Origin of the sequence: Nocardiopsis mwathae (genome assembly GCF_014201195.1) — a bacterium.
Taxonomy (GTDB): domain Bacteria; phylum Actinomycetota; class Actinomycetes; order Streptosporangiales; family Streptosporangiaceae; genus Nocardiopsis_C; species Nocardiopsis_C mwathae.
On the sequence record NZ_JACHDS010000001.1, the window covers coordinates 4,256,066 to 4,274,389 of the forward strand.

The following is an 18,324-nucleotide window of genomic DNA, read 5'->3' on the forward strand; positions in this document are numbered from 1 at the left end:
TCTATGCCTCCCAGGGGATGTCCGCGGTGAGGACGGTGCCCTCACCGGCGGGGCTGTGCACGCTGAGCGTGCCGTCCACGGCGTTGACCCGGTCCCACAGGCCGTACAGCCCGGTCCCGGCCTCAGGGTCGGCGCCGCCCGCGCCGTCGTCGGTGACGGTGAGTCGGAGCAGGTCGTGGCGGCCGCCGCGGACGCGTTCGGCGCGCACTGCCACGCTGTCCGCCCGGGCGTGCTTGGCGACGTTGGCCAGCGCCTCGCACACGACGTAGTAGCCGACGCCCTCCGCGCGCGGGGACGGCCGCCCCGGCAGGTCGACGTCGACGCGGACCGGCACCGGGCAGCGCCCGGCGGCGACGGGCAGCGCCGCCTCCAGCCCGTGGTCGGTGAGGACACGCGGGTGCAGACCGCGGGCGACCTCGCGCAGTTCGGCCATGACCTCCTTGGCCTCGGCCTGCGCCTCGTCCAGCAGGGCGCGGGCCCGGTCCGGGTCGCGGTCGAACCGGGCGCGGGCACGCGCCAGGGTCATGGTGACGGCGAGCAGCCGCTGCTGGGCGCCGTCGTGCAGGTCGCGCTCGATGCGGCGGCGCTCGGCCTCGGCGGCGTCGACCATCCGCAGCCGACTGTCGGTGACCTCCCTCAGCCGCCGCCGGACCCGCACCTCGCTGTCGTCCAGCAGCAGGCGGCGGCACGCCTCGACCTCAAGTCCGACGAGCAGCGGCACCAGCAGCAGCCCGACGAACGCCGCCAGTAGTCCCGCGGCGATGACGGTGATCAGCCGGGCGACGTCGGCGGCACCGCCGTCGAGGACGAGGTAGCCGAGCCCGAGGAAGGAGCCGATGGCCACGGCGATGCCGTAGACGACCAGGCCGATGGTGATCCCGCCGGAGACGAGCCCCTGCAGGCCGATGGCGGTGCTGTGCACCACCGCCGTCCAGGCGTCGCGTCCCGCGAGGTGGACCGCAGCCTGCAGCAGGGGCTTCAGGCGGCCGCCGGCCGCGGTCTCCGGCCGGGGCACCCCGGCCGCCGGGATGCCGAAGACACTCTCCAGGCGGTGGCGCTGGACGGCGCACGCGAGCCGGGCGATCAGTGTCGCCAGCGGCGGAAGGAGGACGAGGAAGATCACCCCCTCGACGAACAGGTCGCCGACAGGGAGCGCCGCGTAGCCGTCGCCGCCGCGTTCGGCGATGCGGTCGGCCAGCCCGATGGGACGCAGCACGATCCAGGAGGCGGCGACCACGAGCATCCCGAGCGGCAGCAGGTAGAGCGCGGAGAGGACCAGCGACGCCAGCAAGTGCAGCACGCCCACGAGCCGCTCGCTCCAGGACCGCGCGAAGAGCCGCTCGGCGGCGGCCCGCACCAGGCGGTCCCGCCCGTCGGCCGCACGCGTGCCCGCCATGGTCGTCCACTCCCGCGGTGATCTCGATCGTTTCCCCCAATCTAGGGTCGCCCGGCCGGGTCCGACGATGACGACACCTGGCCGGTGGCCGGTAGTGCTGTCACTACGGGCGGGTCCGCCCGGCCGGTGCGCCCGGCTCGGCCCCGCCCCCGTGCACCGTGCACCCGGCACCGTGCGCCCGGCACCGCGCGCCCGGCACCGTGAGCGGTGCCCAGTGCCCGGCGAACCGTCGCTTCTGCCAGGGAGACATCACCGTTCTTTGGCGAATTCCAGCTGATTCCACAGTTCACCCTGGCATCTGCGAGGCATATGCTCGTGCCCATGCCGAGCTTTCGGATCAGTGAGGTCGCCGCGCTCGCCGGGGTCAGCGGCGACACCGTGCGGCGCTGGGTGGACTCGGGGCGCCTGGACGCCGTCCGGGACGGCAGCGGACGGCGGATCGTCGACGGTGCCGCGCTGGCCGCGTTCATGCGAGAGGGCGCCGACGCCGAGGCGGGCGCGTCCGAGGACTCCGCGCGGCGGCTGTCCTCCGCCCGCAACCGCTTCCACGGCCTGGTCACCGACGTCGTCCTGGGCGACGTCATGGCGCAGGTGGAGATCCAGGCCGGACCGCACCGCGTGGTGTCGCTGATGAGCCGGGAGGCCGCCGTCGACCTCGGCCTCGAAGTGGGGTCGGTGGCCACCGCGATCGTCAAGTCGACCAACGTCGTGGTGGAGAGCGACGCCTCCAAGGGGGTGCACCATGCCTAGCGCGTGGCGCGCGGTCGGGGCGCCGCTGCTGGCCGGGGCCGCGCTGATGGGCGCCGCGGGGTGCGGCGGCGCGGGCGGACCGGCGGCCGACGGGGCGGCGACGCTCACGGTCTTCGCCGCGGCGTCCCTCACCGACACCTTCACCGAGCTGGGCGAGCGCTTCGAGGACGAGCACCCCGGCACCCGCGTCGTGTTCAACTTCGCGGGCAGCTCCACGCTCGCCCGGCAGATCGACGCGGGCGCGAACGCCGACGTGTTCGCGGCGGCGGGCCCCGACCCCATGGACCAGGTGGCACAGGCCGGGCGTGTGGCCGGGGAGCCGGTCGTGTTCGCCCGCAACACCCTGCGGATCGCGGTGCCGCCGGGCAACCCCGGCGACGTCGCCGGCCTCGCCGACCTCGCCGAACCCGGCGTCGCGGTCGCGCTCTGCGCCGAACAGGTGCCCTGCGGCACCGCGGCCCGGACGGTACTGGACGCCGCCGGGGTCGAGGTGCCCTCGGCCTCCGCGGAGGAGGACGTGCGGGCGGCACTCACCAAGGTGACGCTCGGCGAGGTCGACGCCGCCCTGGTGTACGCGACCGACATCGACGCCGCGGACGGCGCGGTCGAGGGCGTCGAGTTCGCCACCGCCGAGGAGGCGGTCAACGACTATCCGATCGCGGCGCTGACGGACGCCCCCGAACCCGAGCTGGCACGGTCCTGGATCGACCTGGCCCGGTCCGAGGAGGGCGGGCAGGTGTTGAGCGATGCGGGCTTCCGCACCACCTGAGCGCGCCGCCCCGGCCGGGCCGCGCGGCGGAGGCGGGCCGGTGCGGGCAGGCGCGGGCAGGTTCCCGTGGCTGCTCGTCCTTCCTGCGCTGGGCGGGCTCGTGTTCCTCGCACTGCCGCTCGCCGGGCTGCTGCTGCGCGCCCCCTGGGCGACGCTCGGCCCGCGGCTGGCCGACCCGGCGATCCGCAGCGCGCTGCTGCTGTCGCTGACCACGGCGACGGCGGCGACCGCGATCGCGCTGGTGCTCGGCGTACCGCTGGCATGGCTGCTGGCGCGCACCGCGTTTCCCGGGCGGCGGGTGGTACGCGCGCTGGTCACCGTGCCGATGGTCATGCCGCCCGTGGTCGGCGGAGTCGCGCTGCTGCTGGTGCTGGGGCGGCGCGGGGTCGTCGGCCAGTACCTCGACGGCTGGTTCGGCGTCTCCCTGCCGTTCACCACCGCGGCGGTGGTGCTGGCGCAGGTGTTCGTGGCCATGCCGTTCCTGGTGGTCAGTGTCGAGGGGGCGCTGCGCGGTGCGGACCGGCGCTATGAGGACGCGGCCGCGACGCTCGGCGCGACACGCGCGACGATCTTCCGGCGGGTGACCCTGCCGATGGTGCTGCCGGGTGTGCTCGCCGGGGCGGTGCTGTGCTGGGCGCGGGCGCTGGGCGAGTTCGGGGCGACCATCACCTTCGCCGGGAACCTCCCCGGGCAGACCCAGACGATGCCGATCGCGGTCTACCTGGAGATGCAGCGCGACCCGGACACCGCGATCGTCCTCAGCCTGGTGCTGCTGCTGGTCAGCATCGGCATCCTGCTCGGGCTGCGGGACCGGTGGGTGAGGGCGCTGTGAGCGGCGGACCCGCCCGGCGCCCGCCGGCCGGCGTCGCCGCCCTGTCGGCGGCCCCGGCCCTGGACGCGCACCTGGTGGTGGAGCGGGGCGACTTCCGGCTGGACGTACGGCTGACCGCGGCCCCCGGGGAGGTGCTGGCCGTTCTCGGACCCAACGGCGCCGGGAAGTCGACGGCGCTGCGCGCGCTGGCCGGGCTCACGCCCATGTCGGACGGCCGGATCCTGATCGACGGCGCCGACCTGGCGCGGGTCCCGGTCGAGCGGCGCCCCATCGGCATGGTGTTCCAGGACTACCTGCTGTTCGACCACCTCAGCGCCGTCGACAACGTGGCCTTCGGGCCGCGCTGCCGCGGACTCGGGCGGGCCGCCGCGCGGGCCGGCGCCATGGAGTGGCTGGAGCGGATGGGGCTGGCCGGCCACGCGCGCGCCCGGCCGCGGACGCTCTCCGGCGGCCAGGCGCAGCGGGTCGCCCTGGCCCGCGCGCTGGCCGCCGAACCGCGGCTGCTGCTCCTCGACGAACCGCTGGCCGCGCTCGACGCGCACACCCGCGTGGCGGTGCGCTCGCAGCTGCGCGCCCACCTCGCCGACTTCGGCGGCGCCGCGGTGCTCGTCACGCATGACCCGCTGGACGCGATGGTGCTGGCCGACCGGGTGACGGTGATCGAGGACGGCTCGGTCGCGCAGGACGGGCCTCCGGTGGCGATCGCCCAGCGCCCGCGGACCGCGTACGTGGCCCGGCTGGTCGGCCTCAACCTCTACCGGGGCCGCGCGGAGGGCACCCGCGTCGAGGTCCCGGGGACGGCCGGTGCGGCCGGAGGGTCCGCCGCGGCGGCGTCGATCGAGGTCGGCCACGCCTGCCGGGGCGACGTCTTCGTCGCGTTCCCGCCGCGTGCCGTGGCCCTGTACCGGGAACGGCCCGTGGGAACGCCGCGCAACGTGTGGCACGCGGCCATCCACGGCATCGAGCGCTTCGGCGACCAGGTCCGCGTCCACCTCGACGGCGACCTGGAGATGAGCGCGGACATCACGCAGTCGGCCCTGGCCGAGCTGCGCCTGGAGGTGGGCGACCGGATCTGGGCCGGGGTGAAAGCGGCCGAGGTGGAGTGCTACCCCGCGTGACCCCCGCCCCGCCGACGCCTACCTTCCGTTGATCTCGGGGATATCGGGGTAAAGATCGCCGGCGAGACCCCGATATCCCCGAGATCGACGGAGGAGGTGGGTGGGGATCTCGCTAGGCGGCGTCCTCGACGAGGTGTTTGAGGCGGGGCAGCGTCTGCTCGATCGCGCGGGCGTTGCGGGCCGGCCAGCCGGTGAGCTGGTAGAAGAACACGAACCGGTAGGAGTAGTCGAAGGTTCCGGTGACGCGCGTGGTCCCGTCCTCCAGCGGTTCCAGCTCCCAGCGCCAGCGGTGGGTGCCCAGGTGCCGCCAGGCGATCAGCCGGTTCGGTTCGTACTCCACGACGCGGTTGGTCATGCGGTACTTCACACCGAGCCGCATGTCCATGCCGAACTCGGAGCCCAACTCCAGCCGTTCGGGGCCGTGGAGCAGGCCCTTGACGGTCCCGGACCCGTCGAACTCGTGGTGGCGGTAGGGCGAGGCGATGACGTCGAAGACCTTCTCCGCCGGTGCGTCGACCACGATGCTGCGCGAAACCAAGTTGTCGGCCATGACGGCATCCTCGCAGCCGCCGTTCCACCCCTCACCCCGACCCCTTCCGTTGATCTCGGGTCCGTCGACCGGATATCGGCGACCGTTCGGTCGACCTACCCGGGTTCAACGGAGGGGAATAGGGCTCAACCTCGGACGGTATGGCGTTCGATGGCGGCCAGGGTGCGGTCCGACGCCGACACGTGCACCACCCAGAAGGTCCCCTTGCGCAACGACAGCTGCTGGGTCACCGGGGCTCCCAGCCGCCCCAGCGCGTCGCGCATCATCTCGGTGACGAGCTCGCCGTGGGTGCACACCACCGTCGGCTGCCCGTCCTGCAGCAGGTCGGCGAAGGCGTCGTGCGCGGCCTTCCGGTCGTAGACGGGGTTCGCGCGGTCGAAGGTCTGCACGGTGAACGCGCGCTCGGTGCGCATCTGCGCGCCGTTGGCGACCGCGTAGGGCAGCATGGTCTCGGTGCAGCGCGCCGCCGCCGAGCTCACCACGCGCGGGGCGCCGAAAGCGGCCAGGACCTCCGCCAGCTCCAGGGCGTCGGCACGGCCGACCTCGTCGAGCGGGCGGAGCAGGTCGCTGTCCGCCCAGGCCTTCTTCTCCCCTGCCGAGGCGTGCCGCATGAGGATCACCGGGAACGTCTCCAGGGGGCCGCACACGATGTTGTCGAGCACCTGGATGTCGTGGTCGTAGCTGAGCCTGCGCCGCGCCTCGGCGATCGGCAGCCACTGCAGCGCGTCGACCTCGTCGTTGGGCGAGAACATCGAGGGTCCCGTGGATGTGGCCGCCCACCATTCGACCTGCTTGGGCCAGCCGCTCTTGAGGTAGCGCTGCGGCGGGATGCGGCGGCCCAGCACCGGCCGCAGCCCGGTCTCCTCGGTGACCTCCCGGACGGCGGCGGTGAGCAGGTGTTCGCCGTTCTTCACCTTGCCCTTGGGCAGGGTCCAGTCCCTGCGGTCGGGGCGGTGGATGAGGGCGACCTCGCGCACCTTCCCGTGGCCGTCGGCGCCGTCGACGTCGCGCCAGAGCACGGCGCCGGCGGCCCGGATCGGCTCCATGTACCCGGCCGGTGCGGTGTCCCGGGGCGGAAAGGCACTGGTGATGGTCGCCTCGTCCGGAACGTAGGCGGACGGGTCGACCGGGCCGGCCGCTGCGGCGATGCCGTCGGCGGCGCCGGTCTCGGTTTCGGTCCTCTCAGCCATCGACGGCCCGCAGGTGGCGGTCGCCGCGCAGGGTGTTCTGCAGATCCAGGAGCGGTTCGCCCGAGGCGTCGCGGGTGACGCGGGTCCAGGACCCGTCGGAGTGCATCCGCCAGGAGGAGGTGCTCTCCGCCATCGCCAGATCCATCATTCCCACCAGGCGCATCCGGTGATCGGGGTCGGTCACCTCGATGAGCGCTTCGACCCGGCGGTCGAGATTGCGCGGCATGAGATCGGCGCTGCCGATCCAGACCTGCGGTTCCCCCCCATTCTCGAAGATGAAGACGCGTGAGTGTTCCAGGAACCGTCCGAGGATACTGCGCACGCGGACGGTCTCGGACAGGTCGGGGATGCCGGGGCGCAGTACGCAGCTGCCCCGGACCCACAGGTCGACGGGGACCCCCACGCGGGAGGCCTCGTAGAGTGCGTCGACGATCTCCTCGTCGACGAGCGAGTTGACCTTCATCCGGATCCGGGCGGGCTCGCCCTGGGCGTGCTTGTTCATCTCGTTCTGGATCAGCCCCATCAGCGACTCGCGCAGGCCGCCGGGGGCGACGAGCATCCGCCGGTACTCCTTCTTCCGGGAGAAGCCGGTGAGCCGGTTGAACAGGTCGCTGAGGTCCTCGCCCACCTCGGGGTCGGCGCTGAAGAGCCCGAAGTCCTCATAGACGCGCGCGGTCCTGGGGTTGTAGTTGCCGGTGCCGATGTGGCAGTAGCGGCGCAGCGAGCCGTCGCGTTCCCGGCGCACGATGAGGGAGAGCTTGCAGTGCGTCTTGAGGCCGACCACGCCGTAGACGACGTGGCAGCCGGCGTCCTCCAGTTTGCGCGCCCACTGGATGTTGTTCTGCTCGTCGAAGCGCGCCTTGATCTCGACGAGCGCCACGACCTCCTTGCCGGCGCGGGCGGCCTCGATGAGGGAGTCGACGATCGGGGAGTCGCCGCTGGTGCGGTACAGGGTCTGCTTGACGGCCACGACGTTGGGGTCGGTGGCGGCCAGGGCGAGGAACCGCTCGGTGGTGGCGGTGAACGACTCATAGGGGTGCTGGACCAGCAGCTCCCGGTCGCGGATCGCCGCGAAGACGTCGTCGTTCATGAGCCGCCGGGGCTCGACGGGCACCATCGGAGGGAAGGAGAGTTCGGGGCGGTCGAGGTCGGCGATCTGGCCGAGCCCGGCCAGGTTGAGCGGTCCGGGAACGCGGTAGACCTCCTCCTCTTCGGCTCCGAGTTCCTTGCGGAGGATGTCGAGTACGTCGTCGGAGATGGTCTCCTCGACCTCCAGGCGCACCAGCGGCCCGAAGCGGCGGCGCAGCAGCTCGTTCTCCAGGGACTGGACGAGGTCGTCGGTCTCGTCCTCGTCCACTTCCAGGTCGACGTTGCGGGTGACCCGGAACGCGTGGTGCTCCATGACCTGCATGCCCTCGAAGAGCTGCGGCAGGTGCGCGGCGATGACGTCCTCGACCGGGACGAAGTTCTCGCTGTAGACCTCGATGAAGCGCGGCAGCACCGAGGGCACCTTGATGCGGGCGAAGGTGTCGCGCCCGGTCTGCGGGTCGCTGACGGTGACGGCCAGGTTGAGGGAGCGCCCGGAGACATAGGGGAAGGGGTGGGCGGGGTCGACCGCGAAGGGCGTGATGACGGGGTAGATGGACCGCCGGAAGAACCGGTGCATCCGCTGGCGGTCGGTGTCCTCCAGGTCGCCCCAGCGCAGGATCCGGATTCCGGCCTCGGCGAGCGCGGGCCGCACCGAGCCGTGGAAGCAGCGGGCGTGGCGCAGCATCAGGTCGTGGGAGACCTCGGAGATGCGCTCCAGCAGGTCGCGGGGGTGGTGGCCGCTGGAGGAGGCGACGGCCAGCCCGGTCGCCAGGCGCCGTTTGAGCCCGGCGACCCGGACCATGAAGAACTCGTCGAGGTTGTTGGAGAAGATGGCGAGGTAGCGGGCTCGCTCCAGGAGAGGGATATCGGTGTCCTCGGCGAGTTCGAGCACGCGCTGATTGAAGCGCAGCCATCCCTCTTCACGATCCAGGTAGCGGTCCGCAGGAAGGTTGTCGCCACTCTGACCCATGTACACCGGTTCCACGCTCACGGCACGCAGACTCCTCCACCCGCATGAACCAGCATGGACAACTGGACACCACTGTGCTCTCGTCCACGTCATGAGGACGTCAGGTAGTCCATACCCGTTATCCGGGTCTTCGCGCACCTCAATTGCAACGTACACCCCGATCTTCCCCCATATGGGTCACAAGTGGACAGAGCAACCATGACCGATGCGGTTACGGGAGCGCGCTCCGCGACAGGGGGAAGCCGAGGGGACCGACGGTCCGCCGGGCGGGGTCAGCTTCGGGCGGCCACCGCGCCGGCGGCCATGACCGCGACCATCGCGCCCTCGATCGCCCGGATCACCTGGCGGACCACCGCGCCGAACGCGTCGTTGTCGACGACCGCCCGCATCCGCTGCCTGCGCTCGGCTCGCGGCAGCTCGGGGAAGAGCTTGCCGTCGATGCCCATCGCCCCGGCCAGCGCCACGGCCACCTCGGTGGAGTCGGCCAGCGGACGCCCCGTCATCGGATCATGGCAGGTAAGCAGCAGGTCCTCGGCCAGGATGGTGCCGTCGGTGTGGGTCATACCTCTCCCCCGTTGTGCTTTCGGCGCCGCTCGGCGCGTTCAGCGTGCACGACCTTCCCGGCTTCATGCGATGACGGAACGGCGCTTTGTAAGATGGGCCACTCCCTAGGAGGCCCAGGGAGGTCCAGATGACACCGCGTGTGTGGGCTCGGATCGCCGACTGCCTCGATGGCACCCCCAAGACCGTCCTGCTGCCGGGGTCCGAGGCCGTGTCCATTCCGCAGAGCGTGCGGCACCTCGTCCACGTCGACCCGGTGGCCGACGACCGGATGATCGCGGTGCGCGCCTACAGTCGCGGCCCCGGCGCCACCGACACCTGGGAATGCCGACACTGCGGCGCCCCGAACAGCAGCAACTCGTCGGGCAAGTGCCGCACCTGCGGCAGGTACCAGTAGCCCGCCCCCTCAGAACAGGGCGTCGGTCAGCGGGATCAGCGCCAGCGTGGTGATGCAGGCGTGCAGGCCGAAGTTGAGCCAGATGTTGCGGTACCGGGACCACAGGTAGCCGTACATCAGCCCCGCCACCCCCTGCACGCTGATCGCCATGGCGATCGCGACCCCCAGGTCGTCGGGGTAGGTCGCGGCGAGCACACCGGCCACCCCGTAGCACAGGGACGCGAGCACGATGCCCGGCCACCGGCCCAGCAGGATCTCCAGCCGGGTCTGCAGCATCGCGCGAAAGAACACCTCCTCCAGCAGCGAGGTCCCCGCGATGCTGAGCGCGACCACCACCAGCAGCGCGTAGTTCTCCGGTATCCGCCCCAGGTCGGGCGGCTGGGAGGCCCACGGGGCGAACACCATCGCCAGGTAGGCGGCGACCGCCCCCAGCCCGGCCCAGCGCCACGGCTCGCCCACCCGCGTTGCGAGGCTGCCCAGGTCGGGGCCGCTGACATGGCGCATGACCCCGCAGCTGCCGATGAACACCGTCGGCAGGATCAGCAGGAAGATCACCTTGGACGTGTAGTAGGACAGCGCGCACACCGACGCGTCGACCAGGCAGAACACCGGGTAGAGGAAGAGGTCGCCGAGGTAGAAGCCGAGCATGCAGCCGAACAGCACGGCGATCTCGGCACCGCCGGACCGCCCGCCCAGCCGGTCGCGGACCCGCCGGGCCAGGTCGCCCTCCGGGGCGCGCCAGGGCAGCGCCCGGATGAGCAGGAGCACAACGGCGACGGGGACCCACAGCGTCCACAGCGGCCCCGGGCGGTAGTCCTCGGAGGTGGGGATGGTGGTGTGGCCGGCGGCCAGCAGGAAGGCCCCGGACGTGAGGAAGGCCACGACCCCGGCGAGCAGTACGGCGTAGCCGACGCGCCGGGCGCCCTCGGCGGGGATCGCCGACGGCGTCGCGGTGGTGGTGGTGTCCCTCGGGTTGATCTCTCCCCCTCTCACGCCCGGGGCGCACGCCACGACCGGACCGGAAAACGCGAAAAAGCCGGGCACGTGGGCACCTGGCGGTTGGAGACCGGGCGGAGCAGCGGGGGACCTCCGCACACCGGCGTCGGGGAGACATCTTCCCCTCACCAGCACTTTACCTGAATGGCATTGTTACGTGACCATTCGCGGCCTTGGTCAAAGAATGAGTAGAGATGGGGCCGCGATGAGGAGGGTCACCCCTCCGTGCAGCAGGATGTTGAGCCACAGGTTGCGGTAGCAGGTCCACACGTAGCCGTAGAGCACGCCCAGCGCACCGTAGATGAGCAGCGCGTCGACCACGCCGGTGAGGAACCCGTCGCCGGGCAGCGGATCGGACTCGATGTGGGCGCCCAGGAGCGCGTAGGTGAGAGCGAAGATCAGTGCGGTGAGCAGCAGCCCGCCCCAGCGCCCGAGGAGCCGTTCCAACCGGGTCTGCACCATGCTGCGGAAGAAGATCTCCTCGGGCACGGCGACCGCGAAGAACCCGATCGCGGCGGCGAACAGGACCAGTTTCGGCGTGGGCGGCGAGGTCGGGTAGACGGCGAGGGCCGCGACGGCGAAGCAGGCGAGCACCGGCACCAGCCCGAGCCAGCGCCTCCCCTCCGAGACCCGCAGGACGTGCGAGGGCATGGCGGTGCCGTAGCCGGACAGGGTGTATCCGGCGCGGTCGACGAAGAGGATCGGCAGCACGAACAGGAAGACGATCCGCACCACCGGGGTGTAGGGCACATCGGGGCCGAGCTGCCCGAAGACGTAGGCGAGCAGGGCCGATCCGCCGACGAAGCATGCGAGGAAGAACAGCAGCCAGGTCAGCTCGACCCCGATGGGGTGGCCGCGCAGCGCCCCCCAGGTGCGGTCGTCCAGGGCACGCAGGTAGCCCCGGTCGGTGAGCACCCAGGCCAGCGCCACACCGGTCAGCCCGGGCAGCCACACCGCCTCGGGGGCCGGTGCACCGAACCACGTCAGGTCGCCGGGCGGGGTGTCCTGCAGGGTCAGTGCGATCGCCAGCACCACCGCGCCGCAGAACAGCACAGCCGCCAGTGCCCACCTGTACGCCATCGCCACGCGTCTTCTCCCCCGGTCTGAGCATCAGTCTGCCCGGAGGGACACTGAAAGCAGTGCAATGACCACCGTATGTCGCATTTCCGAGGACGTGTCGGTGGCCGCGGCTCACCCTTCGCCGGCCCGCTCCAGGGCCGCCAGCGCGGTGACCGCGCCCAGTTCCCAGCACGCCTCCCGGTCGTCACGGCCGACCTCGCCGACCACCGCCACCGGCGGCCGGTGGCGCTCCCACGACATGCCTTTGGCGACGGCCTCCACCGCACGCACCGCACCGGTGGTGTCGTTGTTCCCGTGCACGTAGAGGGCATAGGGCAGGCCGACGGTGTCGTTCAGGCAGGGGTAGTACACCGTGTCGAAGAAGTGCTTGAGGGCGCCGGACATGTAGCCGATGTTCGCGGTGGTGCCGAGGACGACGGCGTCCGCGGCGAGCACGTCGGGCACGGTCGCGCCGAGGGCGGGGCGGGTGACCGCCTCCACCCCCTCGATCTCGTCGCTGCGCGCGCCCTCCAGCACCGCTTCGAGCATGGTCTGCATCGAGGGCGAGGGCGTGTGGTGGACGATGAGCAGTCGGGCCATGCCTCCAGGGTGGCACGGCCCGGCGCTCCCCCGATGACCACGGCGACGTCGGAGACGCAGCGGGCGGAACCGACGCCCGCTGCCGCGTCAGACCACCGGGGTGACGTCGCGCGCGCCGAGGAACGGCGGGCGGTGCGACGGCGCCGCGAAGGGCTCCACGCAGGCGTTCTCCACGCTGTTGAACACGATGAAGATGTTCGACCGCGGGAACGGCGTGATGTTGCCGTTGGAGCCGTGCATGCAGTTGGAGTCGAACATGATGGCGCCGCCGGCGGGACCGGTGAGCACGTCGATGCCGTGCTTGGCGGCGAGGATCGACAGGCTGTCCTGGTCGGGCGTGCCGATCTCCTGCTGCTTCAGCGACTCCTTGTAGTGGTTCGCCGGGGTCGCGCCGACGCAGGACACGAACGTCCGGTGCGAGCCGGGCATGATCATCAGCGAGCCGTTGTGCTCGTAGTTGTCGGTGAGCGCGATGGAGATGCTCACGGCGCGCATTCGCGGCATCCCGTCTTCGGCGTGCCAGGTCTCGAAGTCGGAGTGCCAGTAGAAGTCGGTACCGCTGAACCCGGGCTTGGAGTTGACCCGGCTCTGGTGCACGTAGACATCGCTGCCGAGGATCTGCCGGGCGCGCCCCACAACGCGCGGATCGCGCACGAGGTCGGCGATGACGTCACTGATCCTGTGGACCTCGAAGATCGACCGGACCTCGTCGGACTCCCGCTCGACGATGACGCGCTCGTCCTTCCTCAGCTCCTCGTCCTCGCCGAGGCGGCGCAGCTCCGAGCGGTACTTCTCCACTTCCTCGGGCGTGAGCAGCGAATCGATCTGCAGGTAGCCCTTGTCGTCGTAGGAGTCCAGCGCGGTGCGGTCGATGGGGCCGTCGTTCTCGCCCCAGACCACGGCGTCGCGCCGGTACAGCAGTGACGGGAATCCGTCCTTGCGGGTCGGGTAGTCGTCCATGGTCGGCTGCTCGAAGTCGGTCGTCAACACAGTCATGGCCATACCCCTCGGGGTTTCGCTCCTTCGCGCTCGTGAGTGCTCTACAACTGCCGTTCGTGCTCTTCTCGTGTGTTCCTTCCTTGTCCTTGTCCTTGTCCGTCGAGGTCGGCCCCTGCGGGCCGGGCGGCGGCGCCGCAGGCGGGGCCCCATGGGGGCGGGCGCGGGCGGCCTCTGGTGGCCGCCCGCGCCCGCCCGGCGGCTACTCGCTCGCGGCGGCGCTCCGCCCGACACCGGCCGCCGGTGCGCCGTCCTCGGTGAGCAGCGGGTACACGCCGTTCTCGTCGTGCACCTCGCGGCCGGTCACCGGCGGGTTGAAGACGCACAGCACCCGGAAGTCCGTCTTGGGCCGAACGGTGTGCTTCTCGTGCCCGTTGAGCAGGTAGAGCGTGCCCGGGGTGATGGTGAACGTCTCCCCGGTCTCGTCGTTGGTGAGCTCGGCCTCGCCCTCGATGCAGTGCACGAGTTCGATGTGGTTGGCGTACCACATGCTCGTCTCCGTCCCCGCGTACAGGACGGTCTCGTGGAAGGAGAAGCCCACGCCGTCCTTGGCGAGGACGATCCGGCGGCTGCGCCAGGTCTCGGTCTGGATGTCGGCGTCGGTGCCGTCGACATCCTTCAGGCTGCGAACGATCACGCTCTCGTACTCCTCAATGCCGTGCTTCGGCCGCGGGCGACCGAATGCGGGCCCCGGGCAGCGCCCGGACCCTCTGGTGTTCCTCCGCTGCAATTGTGCGGCCCAGGCGGGCCGCCGCGCAGGGGCTTGTCAGGCGGGCTGTGAGATTTTCACCGCGGCGCGCGCCGCCTCGGCGATGATGTCCAGCCCCTGCTCCAGCTCCTCCTCGGTGGTGGTGAGCGCCGGCAGGAGCTTGGCGACCTCGTCCTCCGGACCGGAGGTCTCGATCAGCAGGCCGCGCTGGAAGGCCTCACGGCTCACCGCCTGGGCCGCGCCCTCGCGTTCGAAGGCCAGGCCAGCCGCCATACCGCGGCCGCGGACGTGCGCCCCGGCCTCGGCGAACTCCTCGGCGATGGCGCTGAGGCGGCGGTGGATGAGCTCGCCCTTGGCAGCGGTGCCCTTCTGCAGCTCGTCGTCGCGCCAGAAGTGGTTCAGCGCGGCGGCACCGGTGACGAACGCCGGGTTGGGGCCGCGGAAGGTCCCGTTGTGCTCGCCGGGCCCCCACACGTCCAGCTCCCGCTTGAACAGGGTCAGGGCGAGCGGGATGCCGTATCCGCTGATGGACTTGGACAGCGTGACGATGTCCGGCGTGATGCCGGCCTCTTCGAAGCTGAAGAAGCCGCCGGTACGGCCGCAGCCCATCTGGATGTCGTCGACGATGAGCAGAATGCCGTGGTCCTTGCACAGGTCGGCCAGGCCCCGCAGCCACTCGGCGCCGGCGACGTTGATACCGCCCTCGCCCTGCACCGTCTCGACGATGACGGCGGCCGGCTTGTCCAGGCCGCTGCCGCTGTCCTCCAGGACGCTGCGCAGCCACAGGAAGTCCGGCGTCTCGCCGTCCATGTAGTTGTCGTAGGGCATGGTGTTGACGTGGGTCAGCGGCACGCCGGCGCCACCGCGCTTCATCGAGTTGCCGGTGACGGCCAGCGCGCCCAGCGTCATGCCGTGGAAGCTGTTGGTGAAGTTGACGATGACTTCGCGGCCGGTGATCTTGCGGGCCAGCTTCAGGGCGGCCTCGACGGCGTTGTTCCCGGCGGGGCCGGGGAACTGCACCTTGTAGTCGAGCCCGCGCGGGCCCAGGATCACGTCGCCGAACGTCTGCAGGAACTCCCGCTTGGCCGTGGTGTAGGCGTCGAGGCTGTGCACGATGCCGTCGCCCGCGAGGTAGTCGATGAGTTCGGATTTCAGGACGGGGTTGTTGTGCCCGTAGTTCAGGGAACCCGCCCCCGCGAAGAAGTCGAGGTACGGCCGCCCCGACTCGTCGTAGATGTAGCTGCCTCGCGCCTCGTTGAAGACGACCGGCCAGCTACGGCAATAGCTCCGGACTTCGGATTCGAGGCGGTCGAAGATCTCCATCGTGTGTTCCTTGGTTCCTTTCCCCAGGTTCGTGGGCTCGGGGCGGTGACGACGGGGTCGGTCAGGATGGATGGTCGGTCGGGGTCCGCCGCGAAGCGGGCGGCGGGCCGCCGCGCCCTGGTTCCCCGGGGGTTCTCCCCCTGGGGACCTGCGGCGGAAGGTGCCGGGTGTGAAAGTCGGGGGTCCGCTCCGGCCCGGCGGCGCACGCTCGCGCCGGGAGGGCGGAAGGAGTGGAGACCGCGGCTGCACTCGGCGCCGTGGATGCCTCTGGAAGGGGTGCGGCTCGCGCGACGTCGCGAGCTCCGGTAGGGCCGAACATATGTCGCGGAAGGCGTCGGACACGGTGTCCGGAACCGGCCTCGACATGCCGGCGAAAGACGGTGTCAGGGCCGGAGTGTCCCGGCTGTGGCCGACGGCCGCCCGACGCGCCTCCTGTCGAGCGCACGCCGACGGGTCCCACGCCGAGAGTGACTACAGCGGGGTGATCCCCGGTGTCCGGTCGGTCGCGGGTTCCGGCGTCGATCTGTTGGTGAGGCACGTCGATGGAACATAGCGAACGTTTCTGAGCAGCGATTTCCTTGACGTCGGAAACCATGTTTCGATGCTGCTTCCCCGGGTAGGGCTCGTTTATTTAGCGCCTACCGTCACTTTCCGTCGCCACTGCCGGGGCTGTGCGCCGCACCGGCCGACCCCCCGCGGGCGCCGTACTCACCAGCGGTTTCGGAACGCTGTTCGGAGCGATTGCGCACCCCGTGCGAGGGAAGGGCATCACGAGTATCGCGCCTATTGCCGCTCAAACATAGAGCAAGCGCAGCAAATCTTAAGGGTGGGCTACATCACACGAATTCGGGTGAATGCTCGCGACATACGCGGGACGGGCACCCGTCACCGCTCCGACGTGCGGCGCTACTCACATCCGCGCACGTCGGCACGGCCGAGAGAAGGCACCCCCGGGCCACTCGGCCATTCTCCGGCACGGCGTCACCCGATTCGTGATATCGGCGTTACGCCAACGTAACCGAAATGGCCTTCGCGAAGTTGAAAGACCCTGGAATTTTTAGCAGACTTTGCGTAGTACGACCCGCCGTAGTACTACAATCGGTCGCGGCGCGCTGAGGGTCCTCTACGCGGTCTCGCGCACGTCTTCCACGTAGGGATCGCACCACACGGGTCTCGCCACGCGAGGCCTCGACAGGCCGGTGGAGCTCCGCCACTCCCACCGGACACCGAGCCAGGGAACGGAGGCGCCTGGTGAACCGCCTTTACCACGAAAGCGAAGACTGGGTCGCGCAGGGAGCCTGCCGGCAGTACGACCCGGAGCTGTTCTTCCCGGTGAGCACGACCGGGCCTGGGCGACACGACGCGGAGCTCGCCAAGGCCATCTGCCGCAGCTGTACTGTTCGCCAAGAGTGCCTGCGGTGGGCGCTCGCCGCCGGGGAGGCGCACGGCGTGTGGGGCGGAACGAGTCCCGAGGAACGCCGCTACATGCGCCGCGAGCTGGCCACCGCCAGCTGAGTCGTCGGCCCGCCCGCGGGGTCCGCGGGCGGGCCGACGTGCCGCAGCAGGGTCCCGACCATGGGGCACCCCGCCGCGTCTTCACCTCCCCGCTGTTCTCGGTTAGGTTCTTGAGTCGTGCAGTCCCCAGGTGGCGGCCCCCTACGGGCGATCCGCACGGCCTTCCTCGCCGTGGCGTGCACCGGCCTTGCCTGGGGCGGGCACGCCGTGTGGGCCGACGTGGCCGTCGCCCCCGGCGCGTTCGCCGCCGCCACCGCTCTCATGGGCCTGCTACTGGCCCGGTTCACCCGCTGCCAGCGCGGCTTCGGCGAGATCTTCACCGTGCTGGCCACGGCGCAGGTCGGCCTGCACCTCGCCTTCCAACTCCTGAGCGCGGCCTCCCCCTCCGCCGCCGCAGGGCACGCCGCACACGCCGCCGCGCCGGGCCACACCGCGGGAGTGCTCACCCACACCCTCGGCGCCCTGGGCCTCTCTCCCGGCATGCTCGCCGGACACCTGTGGGCGGCGCTGCTGGCCGCCGCCCTCCTCGCACACGGCGAGGCCTGCCTGTGGACCCTGCTGCGGCTGCTCGCCGCGGCACTGCCGACCCTGCTGCGCCCCGCGGCCCCGCCCACCCCCGCCCCTCCGGTCCACGCGCCCCACCCGGGCCCGGCCCGGCCGCGCCGACGCCTGCACTACTCCGAACACCCCCGCGGTCCACCCCCGACCGGCCGTCCTCACCGCATCATGGGCACGCCGCAGGCGCGCCCGCACACCATCCGACGGACACAGCTACGGCCGGAAAGGTCCCAAGACGCATGCCTCACGCATTCACGGCGCGCCGCGGCGCCATCACCCTCGCCTCACTCGCGGCATCCCTGCTGATCGGCGTCGGCCTCGCGCCCGCCGCTCTGGCGCACAACACGCTCATCGACTCCTCTCCCAAGGACGGCGCGGACCTCGACAGCGCGCCCGGCGAGGTGGTACTCACCTTCAACACCACCGTGAACGAGGGGGGCAACGCCATCGTCGTCACGGGTCCGGACGGGGGCAACTACGAGGAGGGCGACGTCCGGCTCGACGGTCCCACCGTGTCGACCGACCTGAAGCCGCTCGACACCGCAGGCGAGTACACCATCGCCTACCGGATCATCTCCGCCGACGGCCACCCGCTGGAGGAGCAGCTCACCTTCACCCTCTCCGAGGAGGGCGTCGCCGACGGCGAGGCGGCGACCGAGGACGGCGACACGGCCGCGCCCGGCGGGGCCGACGACACCGGCAACGCCGAACCCGCCGACGACGCCGGCGACCGCAACGAGACCGCGGCCACCGACCCCATGCGCTCCCTGGGCCCGGTCGGGGCGGTCATCGGCGCGATCGCGATCGTCGCGCTGATCGTCATCCTGCTCGTCCGCATGCGCCGCCGGCCGGACGGCCAGGGCGGACAGAACAGTCCGGGAACCGACTGACACGCCACCGCACGGTGAAGCGGCGGTGCCCCCGACCGGAGGGTCGGGGGCACCGC

19 protein-coding genes are annotated in these 18,324 nt (G+C 71.4%); 8 read left to right on the forward strand and 11 right to left on the reverse strand.

The annotated features are described in order from the left end of the window. Position 1 precedes the first annotated feature (1 nt). The gene (locus HNR23_RS18475) at positions 2-1,396 is read right to left on the reverse strand and encodes a sensor histidine kinase (RefSeq protein WP_184077154.1); all 1,395 of its coding nucleotides are present in this window, start codon (positions 1,394-1,396) and stop codon (positions 2-4) included. A 321-nt stretch (positions 1,397-1,717) separates the two neighbouring features. On the opposite strand from HNR23_RS18475, the gene HNR23_RS18480 reads away from it, so the two are divergent. The 4 genes from HNR23_RS18480 to HNR23_RS18495 are packed head-to-tail and all read left to right on the forward strand — an operon-like array spanning position 1,718 to position 4,865. Continuing rightward, positions 1,718-2,146: a TOBE domain-containing protein gene (locus tag HNR23_RS18480; RefSeq protein ID WP_184077156.1), complete on the forward strand. Its 429-nt coding sequence runs from the start codon at positions 1,718-1,720 to the stop codon at positions 2,144-2,146. Then, complete coding sequence (gene modA / locus HNR23_RS18485; protein ID WP_184077158.1) at positions 2,139-2,915, forward strand: molybdate ABC transporter substrate-binding protein; 777 nt, start codon at positions 2,139-2,141, stop codon at positions 2,913-2,915. The genes HNR23_RS18480 and modA overlap by 8 nt, the downstream gene beginning before the upstream one ends. Next, entirely contained in the window at positions 2,893-3,747 is an 855-nt protein-coding gene (locus HNR23_RS18490; RefSeq protein ID WP_184077165.1) for an ABC transporter permease, read from the forward strand. The genes modA and HNR23_RS18490 overlap by 23 nt, the downstream gene beginning before the upstream one ends. Beyond that, positions 3,744-4,865 carry an ATP-binding cassette domain-containing protein gene (locus tag HNR23_RS18495; protein ID WP_184077167.1) on the forward strand — a complete coding sequence of 374 codons (1,122 nt, stop codon included), beginning with the start codon at positions 3,744-3,746 and terminating at the stop codon, positions 4,863-4,865. Before HNR23_RS18490 ends, HNR23_RS18495 begins: the two co-directional genes overlap by 4 nt. 112 nt (positions 4,866-4,977) lie before the next feature. Here the strand turns inward: HNR23_RS18495 and HNR23_RS18500 are convergent, their stop codons facing one another. The 4 genes from HNR23_RS18500 to HNR23_RS18515 all read right to left on the reverse strand — a co-directional run bounded on the left by HNR23_RS18500 (position 4,978) and on the right by HNR23_RS18515 (position 9,227). Then, positions 4,978-5,415: an SRPBCC family protein gene (locus tag HNR23_RS18500; RefSeq protein ID WP_184077169.1), complete on the reverse strand. Its 438-nt coding sequence runs from the start codon at positions 5,413-5,415 to the stop codon at positions 4,978-4,980. Between the two features lie 125 nt (positions 5,416-5,540). Further along, complete coding sequence (locus HNR23_RS18505) at positions 5,541-6,605, reverse strand: NUDIX hydrolase (protein WP_184077171.1); 1,065 nt, start codon at positions 6,603-6,605, stop codon at positions 5,541-5,543. Continuing rightward, positions 6,598-8,664 (reverse strand): RNA degradosome polyphosphate kinase, encoded by a 2,067-nt coding sequence (locus tag HNR23_RS18510; protein WP_184080569.1) that lies wholly within the window; start codon positions 8,662-8,664, stop codon positions 6,598-6,600. The genes HNR23_RS18505 and HNR23_RS18510 overlap by 8 nt, the downstream gene beginning before the upstream one ends. Before the next feature lie 272 nt (positions 8,665-8,936). Beyond that, complete coding sequence (locus HNR23_RS18515) at positions 8,937-9,227, reverse strand: hypothetical protein (RefSeq protein ID WP_184077173.1); 291 nt, start codon at positions 9,225-9,227, stop codon at positions 8,937-8,939. 128 nt (positions 9,228-9,355) lie between these two features. Here HNR23_RS18515 and HNR23_RS18520 point away from each other — a divergent pair, with 128 nt between their 5' ends. Next, complete coding sequence (locus tag HNR23_RS18520; RefSeq protein ID WP_184077175.1) at positions 9,356-9,622, forward strand: hypothetical protein; 267 nt, start codon at positions 9,356-9,358, stop codon at positions 9,620-9,622. 9 nt (positions 9,623-9,631) lie between these two features. On the opposite strand, the gene HNR23_RS27550 is transcribed toward HNR23_RS18520, so the two are convergent. The 6 genes from HNR23_RS27550 to ectB all read right to left on the reverse strand — a co-directional run bounded on the left by HNR23_RS27550 (position 9,632) and on the right by ectB (position 15,305). Beyond that, positions 9,632-10,615: a CPBP family glutamic-type intramembrane protease gene (locus HNR23_RS27550; protein ID WP_184077177.1), complete on the reverse strand. Its 984-nt coding sequence runs from the start codon at positions 10,613-10,615 to the stop codon at positions 9,632-9,634. Between the two features lie 180 nt (positions 10,616-10,795). Next, positions 10,796-11,698 (reverse strand): CPBP family intramembrane glutamic endopeptidase, encoded by a 903-nt coding sequence (locus HNR23_RS18530; protein ID WP_184077178.1) that lies wholly within the window; start codon positions 11,696-11,698, stop codon positions 10,796-10,798. A gap of 111 nt (positions 11,699-11,809) precedes the next feature. Further along, entirely contained in the window at positions 11,810-12,277 is a 468-nt protein-coding gene (locus HNR23_RS18535; RefSeq protein ID WP_184077180.1) for a flavodoxin family protein, read from the reverse strand. A gap of 87 nt (positions 12,278-12,364) precedes the next feature. Then, positions 12,365-13,273, reverse strand: coding sequence for an ectoine hydroxylase (thpD, locus tag HNR23_RS18540; protein WP_184077182.1), 909 nt, complete (start codon positions 13,271-13,273; stop codon positions 12,365-12,367). Positions 13,274-13,475: 202 nt separating this feature from the next. Then, positions 13,476-13,910: an ectoine synthase gene (locus HNR23_RS18545; protein ID WP_184077184.1), complete on the reverse strand. Its 435-nt coding sequence runs from the start codon at positions 13,908-13,910 to the stop codon at positions 13,476-13,478. Between the two features lie 129 nt (positions 13,911-14,039). Next, positions 14,040-15,305 carry a diaminobutyrate--2-oxoglutarate transaminase gene (gene ectB, locus HNR23_RS18550; RefSeq protein WP_184077186.1) on the reverse strand — a complete coding sequence of 422 codons (1,266 nt, stop codon included), beginning with the start codon at positions 15,303-15,305 and terminating at the stop codon, positions 14,040-14,042. 1,251 nt (positions 15,306-16,556) lie between these two features. On the opposite strand from ectB, the gene HNR23_RS18555 reads away from it, so the two are divergent. The 3 genes from HNR23_RS18555 (at position 16,557) to HNR23_RS18565 (ending at position 18,268) form a co-directional block, all read left to right on the forward strand. Continuing rightward, the gene (locus tag HNR23_RS18555; RefSeq protein ID WP_184077188.1) at positions 16,557-16,820 is read left to right on the forward strand and encodes a WhiB family transcriptional regulator; all 264 of its coding nucleotides are present in this window, start codon (positions 16,557-16,559) and stop codon (positions 16,818-16,820) included. A gap of 117 nt (positions 16,821-16,937) precedes the next feature. Then, positions 16,938-17,684, forward strand: coding sequence for a hypothetical protein (locus tag HNR23_RS18560; protein ID WP_184077190.1), 747 nt, complete (start codon positions 16,938-16,940; stop codon positions 17,682-17,684). Then, on the forward strand, positions 17,618-18,268 hold the full coding sequence (locus tag HNR23_RS18565) for a copper resistance CopC family protein (protein WP_184077192.1): 651 nt from the start codon (positions 17,618-17,620) through the stop codon (positions 18,266-18,268). Before HNR23_RS18560 ends, HNR23_RS18565 begins: the two co-directional genes overlap by 67 nt. Positions 18,269-18,324 lie beyond the last annotated feature (56 nt).